Raw genomic sequence first — 16,196 nt, 5'->3', positions numbered from 1 at the left:
TTGTTGAAAGTACTTCTCACTCTGGATAGTGGTCTGATGGGGGATCCGGGTTGGGAATTCGAGTACATAGCGGACGATGCAGGCACCGAGTTCTATAGCTTTTCAGCTGATTGTAGCTTTAGTGGGATTGAACCAAGCCTACGAAACTACAGTGTTGAAGTGGTGCGCGACGCGATAAAAGAGTCTTTGCTTGCCCTCGTTTATAAACAACCGTCTAAAGCCGATCACGTGGCCGATTTAATAATTAAATATAGACTTTGATGGTGTGATCAGCAGCCGTTTCTAAAGCGAATGGTTATCATGTGCTATCAAAATGCATTGAAAATAGGGGGGCAGGCCACGGTTTTCATCATGGCATTGGTTGCCCCCTGTTTTCACGAGCCTGATCCAGTTGTGCACAGTAAGGGCTAAAACTTGGAATATTTTAATGCTCAATAATAATAAAAAAATATGTATGTTCTGTATGCGGGTATTCTTATTCTAATAAGTCGGCGTACGACGGTTTTGGTTGTTCCTGCTAAACCTTTTGCCCATGCTGCGGGACGGAGTTTGGGTGTGGTGACTCGACAATCGCTCATTCAGATTTGCGTGGAAAATGGTTTTCTGAGGGGGGGCAATGGTGGAGCAAGCGTCAACTAAAACCTAATGATTGAGGTGCTTTCAGGTAACTAAAAAATAATTAAATACTCTATTTTCTGCGGCAAAAGCTACTGCCGGTCCTGCTGGAAAGATAGATGATATTGCCTCTGCCGGGACACCGGTTCGTCCCTCACCCCAAAAAATATGAGATTGACGTCGGCGCTGTTATTAGTGCTGGCGCTCGTCCACAAGTCAGTTATAAAAATGGGCAAGAAGAACCTTACGGTACTTCTAGTAGTGCTCGTCCAGACCAGTGTGTAGGCAAGGTATGCAGCGTCGAAGTGAAGAACGTAAGCGCTCCGTGAACCCAACATTCAAAGCGCTAAGCTTAAGCTTATGCCGGATACTGGGCCCCCGATTCTCTAAAACAAGGTGATCGATGATGAACTGAAAACCGGTGTGATCCGACGGCTCTGTCTACAACCGCACCAACCCGCAAATTCCCTAAACCCCCATCAATCCAAAAGCCCAACCACCTTCCTATACTCCTCCCGCCCCTGACCCGTCTCCCGAGTCAATCGAATCTCGATCCCTTTAGGATCATTCTCCCGATTACCATCAAGCGTGTGCCACTCATTGTCCGTCTTCCAGATCCGTGTCTGCATATCCACAATACCCCCAAGCACCGCAACCCCTTCCTTGGGCGCAGGCAGTGGATATCGATCACTCGGCAGGCCTATGGCCCGATAGAGCGTTCCGTCTTTCAGCCACCAGCGCACGCGTTGCAAACCTTCGCCCGATACGGCGGCACTGCGAATCACGTCCAGACGAAAGTCGCCTGTGTCAGCGGCACGCACGCTGACCGCTGCCGGGGCCTGAGGTCGGTCGTTCTGATCGCCGTCCAGGTCCGGTTCCTGCATTTCGATGCTGGCGCGCAGGGCCATGTCGCGCTCCAGCTGGTTAAAGGCACGCAATAAGGACTCGGTCTGTTCGGTGTTTTCACGCAGTCGGGCGTCGGTGCGAGTCACGCTGTCCAGGCCGCGCCAGGCGATGAGGCTGACGATGGACATCAGCAGAATCGCGACCATCACTTCGAGCAGGGTAAAGCCACGCTGATGTTTGTTCATGGCGCACTGACCACGCTCAATTCGCCCAAGGCCGAACGTTCCACGCCCAGCGTGTGTTCGCCATCGGAGAGGCGGATGTGCAGCACCGGCGTGATCCATTCGGCGTTCAGTACGACGGATTGGCGAGGCTGGATCTGCACGCGCATGGACGGGGTTTCCCAGTTGCGCGGATGGAGGTGCGGGTCGTCTGTGAAGTGATCAAAACCGGCGCCTTCTGCGTTGCGGCGCTGGAAAACGAAGCCTTTGCCATCGGCCAGCCAGGTGATCGGGCGGCCATCGGCGCGGGCCTCGGCCTGGGCGATCTGCAGCAGTTGCGCCAGTCGTTGGCTGTCCTTGCGCAGCAGTGCGTCGGCATCGGGTTTGATGCTCAGGCTGACGGCGGCACTGGCAATGCCGATGATGACCAGCACGACCATCAGTTCGATCAAGGTGAAGCCCTGTTGCCTGTCCATGGTCATGAAGCCGGGGTCCTTGGTTGAGCCGCTATACCGACGCGCAGTCTGATGTAGACTCTGGTTCCAGACGAACAGGAGGTTCAGTCATGGCAGTTGCTTTTGGTGTATCGGCTCCGCGATTGTTGCAGTCAGCGGCCTTGCTTGCGGCGTTGGCAGGCGTGGTGGTCTGGTCTTCGTTATTGATGACATCGGCTCAATCGTCCGCGCCTGTGCAGACGAGCGTAACCCAGGAAGGCGGTTCCGCCAGCCCGGCAAGCCAATGGTTTGCCAATCAGCCTTCGCAAGTGCAGATCAGTGTGTCCGGTGTCATGGCAGGCGCGCGAGGTGCGGTGGCGGTTATCCGGCTCAATGATGGTCCGGCGCGCAGCGTGATGGCGGGCGAGCGACTGGCGAGGGATGTACGTCTGGTCGCGATAGAAGCTGACGGCGTGGTTATCGAGCGTGGATCGGAGCAGACCCGAATCAAGGTCAGCACGCTCTCCGAGGTCTCCGGGCTGCCGGACCTGATACGTCGCTGAATGGCTCACTGCGGCTTGACCCAGGGGCGGCCCAGTATTGTTTCCAGACGCGCCAGCGGCGGCCCTTGTCGCTCACGTTCCGACACCCTCACGTTTACGCGCATCAGCGTGCCACCGGCCATGGCGCTCAGGGTCTGATCGCAGCGCAGCAGCAGACGTCCCTGATCACAATCGAGGGTTTTAACACCAGCCTTGAGCTGACCTTCGAGACGTAATTCCGCGAGTCGGTTCTGCGCGGCCAGCAGGGCGATTGATCGGTCACGCAGCAGGCCATTGCTTTGTGTCATCCCACCTGCAACACGCACCGCTGCCGACATGGACACGGCGATAATTGCCAGCGCGACGAGCACCTCGACCAGGGTGAAACCACGTTCCTTGTGTGTCTGTCCCATGGTGCCTCCTGGCGGACTACAGGGGCGCAGAATAGCACTGGTCCAGCGTTCTGATGCGAACGCAAATCACTGAATATTTCCCTCGTCCCGTTTTATAGTTTTGTTACACTGCGGCGCTGATAAGGATTATCAAGGGAAGTAGATATGGAAGTCGCGCGCGTCACGCAGCGGCCTGCAGGCCATCGCGCCCAGGCTGGTTTTACCCTGATCGAAATCATGGTTGTGGTCGTTATTCTGGGTATTCTGGCGGCCATCGTGGTCCCCAAAGTGCTTGACCGCCCCGATCAGGCCCGCGCTACGGCAGCCAGGCAGGATATCGGCGGTTTGATGCAGGCGCTCAAGCTTTACCGCCTCGATCACGGCAGTTATCCCAATCAGAATCAGGGCCTCAAGGTGCTCGTCGAGCGCCCGGCCAATGTCAGTAAAAGCAACTGGCGCTCCTACCTTGAACGACTGCCCAATGACCCTTGGGGTCGCCCCTACAATTACCTGAATCCTGGCGTCAACGGCGAGGTGGACATTTTCTCCCTCGGTGCCGATGGCCAGCCGGACGGTGACGGCGTGAATGCCGATATCGGCTCTTGGCAGCTTTAAGCGCTGCCATGAAAAACGTCTTCTTCACTATGTCCCGACAGCGTGGCTCGGCGATCATCAGCGCGTTGCTTATCGCTGCAATCGTGGCGGTGATTGCGGCAGGCATGCTCACTCGTCAGGGCGTGCTGACTCGCAGCCTTGAAGCCGAGCAATCGCGTGTGCAGGGCAGTCAGCAGTTGTTGGGCGGGCTTGAGATCAGTCGCCAACTGCTGTGGGACTCGCGTCAGCAGGACGCTTCGACGCGCCTTGATCAGCCGTGGGCCAGACCGATCGTCATCGACGCGTCGAATGCCGAGCCGGGTGAGTTCGAAGGGCAATTGCAGGATCAGCAAGGCAAGTTCAATCTGCGCAACCTGCTGACCAACCAACAGGCGGACATCGGGCAGCAGCGCAGCTTCGAGCGCTTGTGTGAACTGATCGGTATCGATGCCGCACTGGCCCAGCGCATCAGTCAGCGGGTCATCGCGTCCTATCCAAGGCTGCTTTCCACGTCAATGTCGACGGGCTCGGCGAGCAGTTTCGACAGCGGTCGAGTGACTTCGCCCGGCACCGCGCAAACGCTTCTGCCAGCCACCCAGCCGATGCTGCGCAGCCTCGAAGACCTGCGTGGCATGGCCGGACTCACCGAAGCCTCGCTAACGCGTCTCGACTACTACGTGAGTGTGCTGCCGAGCAACACCTGGGTGAACGGCAACACGGCCAGCGCCGAGGTGCTGGCGGCGGTTATTCCCGGTCTGTCGTTGTCCAGAGCGCAGGCGGTGGTGTCCGAGCGCGACAGGGGGGTGTGGTTCGTCAACCGGGGCGACCTGATCAACCGGCTGCGGGTACCCAAATTGACGGTCGACAACCTCAATGTCGGCGTGACCAGTGAGTGGTTCATGCTGCGCGGGCAGGCGCGTCCCCAGCAGCGTCAGGTCAGAATCCAGGCCTTGCTGCATCGCGTTGGCGACACGCTGCCACGGGTCATTTGGTCGCGGGTGGGCATATGAGCCGCTTGCGCATCGCCTTGCCGCCTCTGACTGAGTTGGCGCGGGAGACGACGGTGGCTTTCGCTCGTCTGGACCGTGCAGGCCGTGTCACCGAAAGCGGACACAGCACCTTGTCAGCCTTGGCCACAGGGCCGAAGACGTCGGGCGTTGAGTGCTACTTGCATCCGCTGGACAGCGTCCTGACCGGTATCGATCTTCCGCCGTTGAGCGGATCACGTCTCAAGGCTGCCGTCATCTGCGCAGCGCAAGGATTGATGCTCGGAAACAGCGATCAGATGCACATCGCCCACAGCGCCCGGGACGCGCAAGGTCATGTGCAGGTCGCCTGGCTGCCAAAAGAATCACTGGAGCGGCTGACCGGGTTGTTGAGTCAGATGCGCCTGCCATTGCGTGGGCTGTATCCGGCGCCGTTCGGTCTGCCGACTCCTGTAGCAGGGCAGATCAGCGCAGGTCTGCTGGAAGAGCACTGGCTGCTGCGTCACGGTCTGGATCACGCCGTGGTGCAGCCTTGCATTGACGATCGGCTCGATGAGCGGCTGGCTTCGGGTGCCGAGCTTTGCTGGATTGGTCATGACGGAGCAGTTGATACGCAGACCTTGTCGGCCGAGCAGGCGTTGAGTGGCGTCGCGCCCGGCTGGAGTCTGCATGCGGGGCTTGGCCGTACAGCCAGCCAGGCGTCCAGCTGGACACCCGCGCTGGTCTGCTGCGTGCTGGCGGTCGCCGTGTGGACGTTGGGTCTGAACCTCTATGCCGCTCGCGAGGCTGCGCAAGGACAGGCGCTCAAGGTCGGCATGAGTCAGCGGGTCAAGCAGGCGTTTCCAGAACTGCCGGTGATTCTCAACCCCTTGCAGCAAGCCCGTCAGCAGTTGGCCGCGCGCCAGGGCGGTGCCGGAAGTGATCCCGGTCAGCGCTTCACTCACCTGATGCAACAGGCCGCCGAGGGCATGCCCTTCATGGCTGGCAGCGTGCAAAGCCTGACGTTCTCTGGCGACAGGTTGCAACTGCAAATGCTGGAAGAAACGCCGCAGGTGCCCGTTGACAGCGCCTGGCAGGACACACTGAAACAGGTCGGGTTGAGTGTCAGTCGCCAGGAGCGTTTGTGGACGCTGAGCCCGTTGGCTGAGTCCACTTCGGCCGAGAGCGACGAAGCTCAGGGCGACGATCATGAGTAGAGCCACGCTGAACCTCGCGAAAGCGCGCTGGCGATTCTGGCGCAACCGTGCAGCGACAGGCTGGTCTGGCCTGACGCGGCGGGAAAGGCAACTGGTGACCGGCGCTGCCTGGGTGCTGTCGGGTCTGGTGGTGTGGCTGCTGTTGATTCAGCCGCCGCTTCAGAAAATCGCTTACTGGCAGGCCGAGACGCCCAAACTGCGTACTCAGAAACAAACCCTCGAAACGTTGCTGCAGCAACTGCCGGCTCCGTCCGCGCAAGTGTCAGGGCAGGGGCTGGAGCAGGCGTTGCGCGACAGTCTGGAAGCCGCCGGGCTGGAGCAGGTCTATCGGTTGCAGGCTGATACCGAAACCGGTGATTCGACCTGGCAACTGACGTTCAATCAGGCCCCGGCCGATGGCGTCATGCAGTGGTTGCTGGAGCAGCCGCAACAGTTTTCGCTTTACGTTACCGAAGCCCGACTGCAGCGCGCAGACGGGGCTTCCGCACAAGCCTCGGCAGGTCACTTGTCGGGGATCGTTCGCATGGATCAGGCGCCCGGCGCCAGCAAGGAAGCTTTATGAAGTGGTCAGGCTTCAATGATGTACGCCCGTGTCGCAAGGCATTGCCTTTCGTGCTGCTGGCGCTGAGTGCATGCACCCACTCGACACCACCCCCGCCAATGGACAGCGAACTGGGCCAGCCCTTGGCCAACACGCAGCGCAGTGGCGACGCCTTGCTTGATCGCCAGCGTGCGCAGACCAGCGTGCCAAGTCAGTCCAGGGTGCAACATCCGATCAGCACGCCACGCAGGCAGAACAGCGGCCGCACTCCTGCGGTAGCGCGCAGCATGCTGGGCAATCAACCAGTGCAACTCAATTTTGTCGACGCCGATATCCAGGCGGTGGTGCGTGCCCTGTCTCGCTCGACCGGTCAGCAGTTTCTGGTCGATCCGCGCGTCACTGGCACCCTGACCCTGGTCAGCGAAGGTCAGGTGCCTGCCGTTCAGGCTTACGACATGCTGTTGTCCGCCTTGCGTATGCAGGGTTTCAGCGTCGTTGATGTTGGCGGTGTCGCGCATGTGGTGCCCGAGGCAGATGCCAAGCTGCTGGGCGGGCCGATTTATAGCCCTGACAAACCGGCCGGCAATGGCATGCTGACCCGCACCTTTCGGCTGCAGTACGAAAACGCGGTCAACCTGATTCCGGTCCTGCGGCCCATCGTGTCGCCGAACAACCCGATCAATGCCTATCCCGGCAACAACACCATTGTGGTGACCGATTACGCGGAAAACCTGACCCGCGTCGCGCAGATCATCGACGGCATCGACACACCCAGCGCCATCGATACCGACGTGGTGTCGGTTCGCAACGGCATTGCCGTGGACATCGCCGGGATGGTCAGTGAGCTGCTGGACACCCAAGGCGGCGACCCGACCCAGAAGATCAGCGTGATCGGTGATCCGCGCTCCAACGCCATCATCATCCGTGCTGGCAGCCCCGAGCGTACCGAGCTGGCGCGCAATCTGATCTACAAACTGGACAACGCGCAGAGCAATCCCAGCAACCTGCATGTGGTCTACCTGCGCAATGCCCAGGCGGGCAAGCTGGCCCAGGCGTTGCGCGGTCTGCTGACGGGCGAGAGCGAGAGTGGCGCGACCGATACCGCGCGGGCGATGCTCAGCGGCATGGGCGGGACGAGCAACAAGAATGAAGGGCAGGGCACTACCAGCACGTCCAGTGGCGGTGGCTCGGCAAGTGGTACAGGCAGCAACGGTTACGGTCAGGCTGGCGGCACGACAGCGAATGCGGGAGTCAGCGGTCAGCAGGGCGATCAGAGCACGGCGTTCACCGCAAGCGGGGTGACCATTCAGGCGGATGCGACCACCAACACCCTGCTGATCTCGGCGCCGGAACCCTTGTACCGCAATCTGCGTGAGGTGATCGACCAGCTGGATCAGCGGCGTGCCCAGGTGGTGATTGAAAGCCTGATCGTCGAAGTCAGTGAGGACGATGCCAACGAATTCGGCGTGCAGTGGCAGACCGGCAACCTGAGCGGCAGCGGTGTGTTCGGGGGTGCCAATCTGGGCGGCAGTGGATTGGTCAGTAACCCGGCTGGCGGCACGACCATCGATGTGCTGCCACCGGGGTTGAACGTTGGCGTGGTGAAAGGCACAGTGACCATTCCGGGCATCGGCGAGGTGCTGGACCTCAAAGTACTGGCGCGGGCGCTGAAGAGCAAAGGCGGCAGCAACGTGCTGTCCACGCCGAACCTGCTGACACTCGACAACGAAGCCGCGAGCATTTTCGTCGGCCAGACCATTCCCTTCGTCACTGGCAGCTACGTGACCGGCGGAGGCGGCACCAGCAACAACCCGTTCCAGACCGTGGAGCGCGAGGAAGTGGGTCTGAAGCTTAATGTACGGCCGCAGATTTCCGAAGGCGGTACTGTCAAGCTGGACATCTATCAGGAAGTCAGCAGCGTCGATCAGCGTGCATCGGTCGACGCCGGAACCGTGACCAACAAGCGCGCCATCGACACCAGCATCCTGCTCGATGACGGGCAGATCATGGTCCTGGGCGGTCTGCTTCAGGATGGCTACAACCAGAGCAATGACGCTGTGCCCTGGCTGTCGAACATTCCGGTACTGGGCGTGCTGTTTCGCAATGACCGGCGTCAGATGACCAAGACCAACCTGATGGTGTTCCTGCGGCCTTACATCATTCGTGACAGCGGCGCGGGGCGTAGCATCACGCTCAATCGCTACGAATACATGCGCCGGGCTCAGGGCAGCCTGCAGCCGGAACGCAACTGGGCGTTGCCGGACATGCAAGGGCCGCAATTGCCGCCAGCGGCGAAAGCGATTCCCGAATCGGTGCCCGCGCCAGTACAGATGCCACGCGCGACGATTCGCGCCGTGCCAGTCCCCGCACCATGACCGGGCTGCCTTACGCGTGGGCCAAGGCGCAGCGCATTCTGTTGCGGCTCAGTGAGCAGAGGGCGGTGCTGGTCATGTGCCAGTCGACGCCCGGCTGGGCCATCAACGAGGCTCGCCGACAGTTCGGGCCGGCCACTCTGGAACGTGTTGACGATGCACAGATGGACGGACTGCTCGCAGCCGCTTACGCCGACACGGGCAGCGCTGCTGCGGTGGTCGGTGCGGCCGAGAGCGAGGCAGATCTGGACCGCCTGATGCAGGACATCCCGGAAATCACCGACCTGCTGGATGCTCAGGACGGTGCGCCGGTGATCCGCATGATCAACGCGCTGTTCACTCAGGCGGCGCGGGACGAAGCCAGCGACATTCACATCGAACCCTACGAAAGCCATTCCGTGGTCCGCTACCGCGTCGACGGCACGCTGCGTGACGTGGTGTCGCCACGCAAGGCGCTGCATGGCTCGCTGGTGTCGCGGATCAAGATCATGGCGCTACTGGACATCGCCGAGAAACGTCTGCCACAGGATGGACGAATCGCGTTGCGGGTGGCCGGACGACCGATCGATATTCGTGTCTCCACGGTGCCCACCGGCCACGGCGAGCGCGTGGTAATGCGTTTGCTGGACAAGCAGGCCGGACGCCTGCAACTGGAAACCCTGGGCATGGACCCGGACCTGCTCGCCAGACTCGATCACCTGATTCGTCAGCCCCATGGGATCGTGCTGGTTACGGGGCCCACCGGCAGCGGCAAGACCACCAGTCTCTATGCCGCGCTGGCACGACTGGACGCCAGCACCAGCAACATTCTGACCGTCGAGGATCCGGTGGAGTACGACCTGCCGGGCATCAGCCAGATTCAGGTCAACACCCGCATCGACATGACCTTTGCTCTTGCTCTGCGCGCCATTCTGCGTCAGGACCCGGACATCATCATGATCGGTGAGATTCGCGATCTGGAAACCGCACAGATCGCTGTGCAGGCCTCGCTGACCGGCCACCTCGTGTTGGCGACGCTGCACACCAACGATTCGGTGTCGGCGGTCAACCGGTTGATCGACATGGGGGTCGAGCCCTTTCTACTCGCTTCGTCGCTGCTGGGTGTGCTTGCCCAGCGTCTGGTGCGCCGTCTGTGTCCGCACTGCAAGCAGGAAGACCCGGCCGTGCCCGGCACTTGGCGTCCGGTGGGTTGTGCGGTCTGTAATCAGATCGGCTACAGCGGTCGTACCGGTATTCACGAACTGTTCTGTGTCGACGACGCTGTTCGCAGCCTGATTCACAGCGGTGCCGACGAACAGGCTTTGCGCGTGGCTGCACGCCATGCCGGGATGTTGAGCATGCGCGAGGATGGCAGTCGCTGGGTGCGCAGTGGTACCACGGCGCCTGAAGAAATTCTGCGCGTGACACGGGACGTCTGATGAATCGCTATCGCTACGAAGCCGCCAATGCACTGGGCAGAATCGAATCCGGACATCTGGAGGCCGACAGCCGCAACGCCGCCTTCGGCGTTCTGCGCAGCCGTGGACTGACGGCGTTGCAGGTCGAGCCGGAAACGGTCCGGGCGGGCAGTGGAGGGCGCGGACTGTTCAGCGCCAGGCTTTCGGACACTGACCTGGCGTCGGTAACGCGCCAACTGGCAAGCCTGCTGGGTGCGGGACTGCCGCTGGATGAAGCGTTGACTGCCACGCTGGAGCAGGCCGAGCGCAAGCACATCATCCAGACCCTTGGCGCGGTGCGCAGCGATGTGCGCAGCGGCATGCGTCTGGCCGAAGCCCTGGCTGCTCGCCCCGGTGATTTTCCGGACATTTACCGGGCGTTGATTGCAGCCGGTGAAGAGTCCGGCGATCTGGCGCATGTCATGGAACGTCTGGCGGATTACATCGAAGAGCGCAACGGCCTGCGTAGCAAGATCCTGACGGCGTTCATCTATCCCGGTGTCGTAGGGCTGGTGTCGATTGCCATCGTGATTTTTCTGCTCAGTTACGTGGTGCCACAGGTGGTCAGCGCCTTTTCACAGGCACGGCAGGATCTGCCGGGTCTCACGCTGGCCATGCTCAACGCCAGTGATTTCATTCGTGGCTGGGGCTGGTTGTGCCTGCTGGGTCTGACGATCAGCGTCTGGAGCTGGCGGATTTACCTGCGCAATCCCGCTGCGCGCCTGAGCTGGCACGCACGTGTGCTGCGTTTGCCATTGATCGGTCGCTTCGTGCTGGGTCTCAACACCGCGCGCTTCGCCTCGACCCTGGCGATTCTCGGCGGTGCTGGTGTGCCCTTGCTGCGCGCGCTGGATGCGGCGCGTCAGACCCTGTCCAATGACCGTCTCAGCGAGAGCGTTACCGAAGCCACCGCCAAGGTGCGCGAAGGCGTGAATCTGGCCGCAGCCTTGCGTGTCGAGAAGGTCTTTCCGCCGCTGCTCATCCACCTTATTGCCAGCGGCGAGAAAACAGGCGCGTTGCCGCCGATGCTCGAGCGTGCCGCGCAGACCCTGTCGCGTGACATCGAGCGTCGCGCCATGGGCATGACGGCATTGCTCGAGCCGCTGATGATCGTGGTGATGGGCGGTGTGGTGCTGGTGATCGTGCTGGCAGTGCTGCTGCCGATCATTGAGATCAATCAACTGGTCGGATGATGTGCCATGCAAAAGGCCCTCGATCAAGAGGGCCTTCTGTTCAACAGGTCAAGCGTCAGCGTCAGATTTTGCCTGCGCCAGCCTTGGCCTTGACGTCCGCAGCCACCTTGTCGGCGCTCAGCGGGCTGTAGCTGTAAGGCGGGGTCCAGCCGATGCTGGTGCTCCACGGGCAGCTCAGGGCTGTGCCATTCAGGCGCGAGCCGCTGTCACGGTAGGTGCTTCCGCCGTAGTCGGCGGCAATCTTGTCGCAGCCGCTGATGCCGCTGATTTCGAAGGCGTTCTGCTCGGAGAAAATCTTCGAACTCTTGCCCATGCCATGCGCGTAGGTGAAGGGGTAGATTTTGTGGCTGGTGCTGCCCACGTGGTAGTTGTTGTACAGGTGCACCTGGCCGAAGCGCACACGCGGTGCGCGAGCGGAGATGTTTTCGAACAGCGTGTTGTGGATCGTGACCTTGAGCTTGCCATCGTCGGTGGTCTTGCTGTCGCTCGAACCGATCAGGTTGTTCTTCTCGTGGTTCTTGAAGATCGAATACGAGATGGTCACGTAGTTGGCGCCGTTCTTCACGTCCATGGCGCCATCGTGATGCTGTTTTGGACGACCGTTGGCAGTGCCGTTCTGATCATCGGTGCGGCGGCCGTCGGTAAAGGTCACGTGGTCAACCCACACGTTGTTGGCACCTTCGACGGTCAGGCTGTCGTACTCTGAGTTCCAGTTGCCCGCGCTGCCGTCATCGGCGTCCCAGATCGGCTCCGGATCCCACGGGTTCTCGATGGTCAGGTTGCGGATGATCACATCGTTTTCCTTGGCGTAGAAGAAACCCTCACGGATTTCTGCGCTGCTGCTGGTGCCCACGATGGTGGTCTTGCCGGGGATGTCCAGACGGCCCCGGACTTTCATGTCCGAAGTCTTGGTGTACGCCTTGCCTTCGCTGACATCGATCAGGCCGGTGATCTTGATGATGCGGCCGTTGCTACCCACCGAGGCGGCCAGCGCGCTTTTCAGTTCAGCAGCGTTCTTGACGGTGAAGATGTCCTTCGCAGCAGCCCGTGAGCCGCCCTTTGTGCCGCCGTTCTGGGTGGCCCAGCCGGTGGTGGCTACATCGGTTGCGATATCGGCGTGAGCAGAAAGACTGACCAGCATCAGCGAACCGAAGAGACCGCTGGCAAGTTTGATTGGCAGATTGTTTCGAGACTTAACCATTTAATCTGATCCTTGATTAATTTGAGGTACAACCCGCAGCAGACAACTGCGTGTCTCACCAGCAAACGTCCATTTGCTATTACCAATGCGCAAACAATCCGTTTGCTGCGACGTGAATATACGGGATAAGAAAACCGTTTATGAAGGTTGTATGATGACAATCTTAGTAAAAGAGAATATTTGCTATTCACGTGCCTGGGAGCGTTGGCCGAGTGAGGGGGTTATCAGCAGGGAAGGACCGGTATTTTGACTTTTTACGGGATTATTGGCTTATAAATCAGAATATTGGGGTTTTTTACAAGATGGCTCTGTGTTCGGCGAGGTTGTGGGCTATCGGCGTTTCGATGTATGACGTCAGGTTAGGTTGAGACAGCGATCGCCGTTTAAAACATGTGTAATAACGCGGGGTTGTGTGGGTTTGATCAGTCAGATGTCTGGAAGCGCCAACTTTCCAACAAGCACTTGACCATGAGTTGAATACCCGTTCGGTAGTTGCCTGGAAGCGCGTTCTGGCAAAACTATGAATGGGCTGATATAAATGCGCCGAATGACGGTCATGCTGTTCTGCCAAGTGCAGAGCATGAGAAGTAAGGCGAGGGTGTTTGCCGATGTACAGCGCGGGAAAGTGCGTTATTGAGGCGGGAGCAGGGCCGTCTCGATACGTCCAAGGATTCGCAGATACAGTTTCATGCAGGTCCCGTCACCGGGTGCGGTTTCGACACGCACGCCGCCTCCGGCATTTACTGCAAATTCCTGCACTTGGGCCAGACCCAGACCGGTTCCCAGCCCCGTCTTCTTGGTGGTGAAAAACGGCTCGAAAATCCGCGATGCCAGTTCGCCCGGCATGCCCGGACCGTTGTCGGTCACGCTGATCACCAGATAGTCGCCTTCGGGCAGTCGAAGGTCATCCTCGACAGCCTCCATGCGGGTCGCAATGCACGCCTTGCCAGGCCCGGATGTCGCGTCCCGTGCGTTGGCCAGCAGGTTCAGGATGGCGGCGTGCAACTGGGCTTCAACGCACAGTACGCCCCAGCCCGTGGCCTGAAGATCGAAGGACAGTTCCATCTCTTCACCGACCGAGCGCAGCAACAGATCACGCGCGGCATCAAGCCGCTCGCTGACGTCGATACAGATCAATTCCGGCCCGTCCTGACGCACGCTGGACAGCAGGCGAGCGACCAGTTGGCGGCCATGTTCAACCGCCTGCAGGCCGGTATCACTCAGGCTTTCCACGTCGGTCGGACGCCGCGCCCGCATGCGCACCAATTGCAGGCTGGCGCTCAGCGCCTGGAGAAGATTATTGAAGTCATGGGCGATGCTTGCCGTCAGCATGCCCAGCGATGAAACCCGTTGCGAGTGGCGCAGGTTCCGCTCTGTGGTCCGATTATGGTCCTGAGCTTTTTCGAGTTCGTGCGTCAGCGCAGTGGCCCGCTGTTCATGCTGTCCGCTCAACATGCGCAATTGCAACAAGGCGGCGGTCTGGCGTGCCAGCGCCTGGAGCGCCAGACGCTGGGCATCGCTGAGGGTGCGGGGTTTGGTGTCGATCACGCAGACGGTGCCCATCGGCAGACCCGCATCGCTGCAGATGGGGGCTCCGGCGTAAAAACGGATGTGGGGCGGTCCCAGAACCAGCGCACTGTGCTCGAAGCGTGGGTCCTGTGTAGCGTCTTCCACGACCAGCACGTCGGTCGGTGCCAGAATCGCATGGGCGCAGAACGCGAGGTCGCGGTGCGTCTCGCGCACGTCCAGACCAATGCAAGCCTTGAACCACTGCCGCTCACGGTCCACCAGCGATACCAGTGCTATCGGCACATCGCACAGCGTAGTGGCCAGCAGTACCACATCGTCGAAGCCCTGTTCAGGCTCGCTGTCCAGAATGCCGAGATGCTCCAGCGACAGAATTCTGTCTGCCTCGTTGGCGGGGAAGGGCGCAGGACGGTGGGTCATGGGAAAGCATCGCGGGGAGGGCAGAATGTGGCCGTATGATGCCTGTAGTGCAGAGACCACAGCAAGATACTTCCGAGTGTCTGGTTTGGGGCTTGCGGCCTGTGACAAGGTCTGGTTACCTCAACAGTCAATCTGCCCGGAGACTTCTGCATGTCATCTAACGCCGCAACCCGTCCACCCCTGCCACCGTTTACCCGCGAATCGGCCATTGAAAAGGTTCGTCTGGCCGAAGACGGCTGGAACAGCCGCAACCCCGAGAAAGTCGCGCTGGCCTACACGCCGGACACCCACTGGCGCAATCGTGCCGAATTCATCACCAACCGCGAACAGGCGCAGCAGTTTCTGGAGCGTAAATGGAAGAAGGAACTGGACTACCGCCTGATCAAGGAGCTTTGGGCGTTCGGCGGCAACCGCATCGCCGTGCGTTACGCCTACGAATGGCATGACGATTCGGGTAACTGGTTTCGCTCCTACGGCAATGAAAACTGGGAATTCAACGATGATGGTTTGATGGCCAACCGTTTCGCCTGCATCAACGACCTGCCAATTCAGGAATCGGAGCGTAAATTCCACTGGCCGCTGGGGCGTCGTCCGGATGAACATCCGGGGCTCTCGGAGCTGGGTCTCTAAGAACCGTCGACGCTATTTGACCAGCCGCTTTTCCTTGGACGGTCGGTAACCGAAGAACGAGCTGTAGCACTTGCTGAAATGGCTCGGGGAGACGAAACCGCAGGCGACCAGCACCTCCAGTTGTGACATCTCAGTGTGTTGCAGCAGCCTGCGGGCTTCGGTGATTCGCAATTCGAGGTAATAGCGTTGTGGTGTCGTGCCCAGTTGCTCTCTGAACAGCCGTTCAACCTGGCGGCGTGACCTGCCCGAATAGACCGCCAGTTGCTCAAGCTCAAGGGGTTCTTCCAGATTGGCTTCCATGAGCTTGACGACTTCGCGCAGCGGAGCGCTCACTGAAAGATTCACACTGGGCTTGACCCGTCGATAGCGTGATTCTTCAAAGCACAGAATGTCTTCGATGCCTTCCACCAGCGCCTTGTCATGCAATCCCTTGATCCATTCCAGCGCCAGATGAAAGGCGCCGGTGGGGCTTGAAGCGGTGAGCCGGTCGCGGTCGATCACGTAGGCTTCGCTGGTCACGTGCGTGACCTTGGCGATTTCGGCCAGGGCAGGGCGATGCTCCGGATGAATTGCGCAGCGATAGCCCTCAAGCAGCCCCGCTGCGCCGAGAAACCATGCGCCGTTCCACAGACCGCCCAGCGTTACGCCGTGTTCAGTCGCCATCTGGAGCAGATGTATAAGCTCCGGCTCCGCCTTGAGTTCCGTTCGGTAGCCGCCGCAAATCACCAGCAGATCAACGTTCTGAACGATGTCTGCATCCAGGCCCTGGTCCGGCCGAATCACCAGCCCCAGATCACTGAGGACTTCTCCCGGCCGCAGACCGAGTGTGGTCGAGGTGAAAAGTCTGGGGCGCAGCAGGTTGGCGGTGACAATAGCGTCCAGCGCCTGAGTGAAGGCGGGCAGCGAGAAATATTCGAGCAGCAGAAAGGCGACACGGGTTATCGGTCTTTCTTCAGTGTTTGCTTCACCCAGATACCGCAGGTTCTTGCCGCGCATGGCGCTGCTGAATTGTCGTCGTGCAATCACCGCTCGGCTCACCTCAGGCTGCTG

At 60.1% G+C, this 16,196-nt stretch carries 16 protein-coding genes; 10 read left to right on the top strand and 6 right to left on the bottom strand.

What is annotated here, in order from left to right:
• The first annotated feature begins 3 nt into the window (after nt 1-3).
• Nucleotides 4-261 (top strand): hypothetical protein, encoded by a 258-nt coding sequence (locus QRN20_RS08290; protein ID WP_240997318.1) that lies wholly within the window; start codon nt 4-6, stop codon nt 259-261.
• Between the two features lie 833 nt (nt 262-1,094).
• On the opposite strand, the gene QRN20_RS08285 is transcribed toward QRN20_RS08290, so the two are convergent.
• Both QRN20_RS08285 and QRN20_RS08280 read right to left on the bottom strand, forming a co-directional pair.
• Nucleotides 1,095-1,706 (bottom strand): type II secretion system protein GspJ, encoded by a 612-nt coding sequence (locus QRN20_RS08285; protein ID WP_285360131.1) that lies wholly within the window; start codon nt 1,704-1,706, stop codon nt 1,095-1,097.
• Nucleotides 1,703-2,164, bottom strand: coding sequence for a prepilin-type N-terminal cleavage/methylation domain-containing protein (locus tag QRN20_RS08280; RefSeq protein ID WP_122414258.1), 462 nt, complete (start codon nt 2,162-2,164; stop codon nt 1,703-1,705). The genes QRN20_RS08285 and QRN20_RS08280 overlap by 4 nt, the downstream gene beginning before the upstream one ends.
• Before the next feature lie 83 nt (nt 2,165-2,247).
• Between QRN20_RS08280 and QRN20_RS08275 the strand changes: the two genes are divergently transcribed.
• Entirely contained in the window at nt 2,248-2,679 is a 432-nt protein-coding gene (locus tag QRN20_RS08275; protein ID WP_043305960.1) for a type II secretion system protein N, read from the top strand.
• A gap of 5 nt (nt 2,680-2,684) precedes the next feature.
• Here the strand turns inward: QRN20_RS08275 and gspI are convergent, their stop codons facing one another.
• On the bottom strand, nt 2,685-3,071 hold the full coding sequence (gspI, locus tag QRN20_RS08270) for a type II secretion system minor pseudopilin GspI (protein WP_122421937.1): 387 nt from the start codon (nt 3,069-3,071) through the stop codon (nt 2,685-2,687).
• A gap of 144 nt (nt 3,072-3,215) precedes the next feature.
• Here gspI and gspG point away from each other — a divergent pair, with 144 nt between their 5' ends.
• Genes gspG through gspF form a run of 7 tightly spaced genes read left to right on the top strand, consistent with a single transcriptional unit; the run spans nt 3,216 to nt 11,368 of the window.
• A complete protein-coding gene (gene gspG, locus QRN20_RS08265; RefSeq protein ID WP_029243449.1) occupies nt 3,216-3,665 on the top strand; it encodes a type II secretion system major pseudopilin GspG in 450 nt (149 codons plus the stop codon).
• 8 nt (nt 3,666-3,673) lie between these two features.
• Nucleotides 3,674-4,654 (top strand): type II secretion system minor pseudopilin GspK, encoded by a 981-nt coding sequence (gene gspK, locus QRN20_RS08260; RefSeq protein ID WP_163000346.1) that lies wholly within the window; start codon nt 3,674-3,676, stop codon nt 4,652-4,654.
• Complete coding sequence (gene gspL / locus QRN20_RS08255; protein WP_285360127.1) at nt 4,651-5,826, top strand: type II secretion system protein GspL; 1,176 nt, start codon at nt 4,651-4,653, stop codon at nt 5,824-5,826. Before gspK ends, gspL begins: the two co-directional genes overlap by 4 nt.
• The gene (gene gspM, locus QRN20_RS08250; protein ID WP_122605262.1) at nt 5,819-6,388 is read left to right on the top strand and encodes a type II secretion system protein GspM; all 570 of its coding nucleotides are present in this window, start codon (nt 5,819-5,821) and stop codon (nt 6,386-6,388) included. Before gspL ends, gspM begins: the two co-directional genes overlap by 8 nt.
• Entirely contained in the window at nt 6,385-8,742 is a 2,358-nt protein-coding gene (gspD, locus tag QRN20_RS08245; protein ID WP_285360126.1) for a type II secretion system secretin GspD, read from the top strand. The genes gspM and gspD overlap by 4 nt, the downstream gene beginning before the upstream one ends.
• Nucleotides 8,739-10,157: a type II secretion system ATPase GspE gene (gspE, locus tag QRN20_RS08240; RefSeq protein ID WP_285360125.1), complete on the top strand. Its 1,419-nt coding sequence runs from the start codon at nt 8,739-8,741 to the stop codon at nt 10,155-10,157. The genes gspD and gspE overlap by 4 nt, the downstream gene beginning before the upstream one ends.
• Nucleotides 10,157-11,368, top strand: a complete 1,212-nt coding sequence (gene gspF / locus QRN20_RS08235) for a type II secretion system inner membrane protein GspF (protein ID WP_285360123.1) — start codon at nt 10,157-10,159, stop codon at nt 11,366-11,368. The genes gspE and gspF overlap by 1 nt, the downstream gene beginning before the upstream one ends.
• 61 nt (nt 11,369-11,429) lie before the next feature.
• Here gspF and QRN20_RS08230 read toward each other — a convergent pair whose 3' ends face one another.
• Nucleotides 11,430-12,569: a pectate lyase family protein gene (locus QRN20_RS08230; protein WP_029243442.1), complete on the bottom strand. Its 1,140-nt coding sequence runs from the start codon at nt 12,567-12,569 to the stop codon at nt 11,430-11,432.
• A 630-nt stretch (nt 12,570-13,199) separates the two neighbouring features.
• Nucleotides 13,200-14,516, bottom strand: coding sequence for a sensor histidine kinase (locus tag QRN20_RS08225; RefSeq protein ID WP_096767598.1), 1,317 nt, complete (start codon nt 14,514-14,516; stop codon nt 13,200-13,202).
• Between the two features lie 150 nt (nt 14,517-14,666).
• Here QRN20_RS08225 and QRN20_RS08220 point away from each other — a divergent pair, with 150 nt between their 5' ends.
• Complete coding sequence (locus tag QRN20_RS08220; protein WP_096767597.1) at nt 14,667-15,146, top strand: nuclear transport factor 2 family protein; 480 nt, start codon at nt 14,667-14,669, stop codon at nt 15,144-15,146.
• Nucleotides 15,147-15,158: 12 nt separating this feature from the next.
• Here QRN20_RS08220 and souR read toward each other — a convergent pair whose 3' ends face one another.
• The gene (souR, locus tag QRN20_RS08215; RefSeq protein WP_240341995.1) at nt 15,159-16,172 is read right to left on the bottom strand and encodes a transcriptional regulator SouR; all 1,014 of its coding nucleotides are present in this window, start codon (nt 16,170-16,172) and stop codon (nt 15,159-15,161) included.
• Between the last annotated feature and the right edge of the window lie 24 nt (nt 16,173-16,196).

It is taken from the genome of Pseudomonas sp. fls2-241-TYG-175 (assembly GCF_030209155.1).
Classification (GTDB): Bacteria; Pseudomonadota; Gammaproteobacteria; order Pseudomonadales; family Pseudomonadaceae; genus Aquipseudomonas; species Aquipseudomonas viridiflava.
Note: the sequence above shows the minus strand (reverse complement) of the source record. Positions and strands in the feature narration are given on the sequence as shown.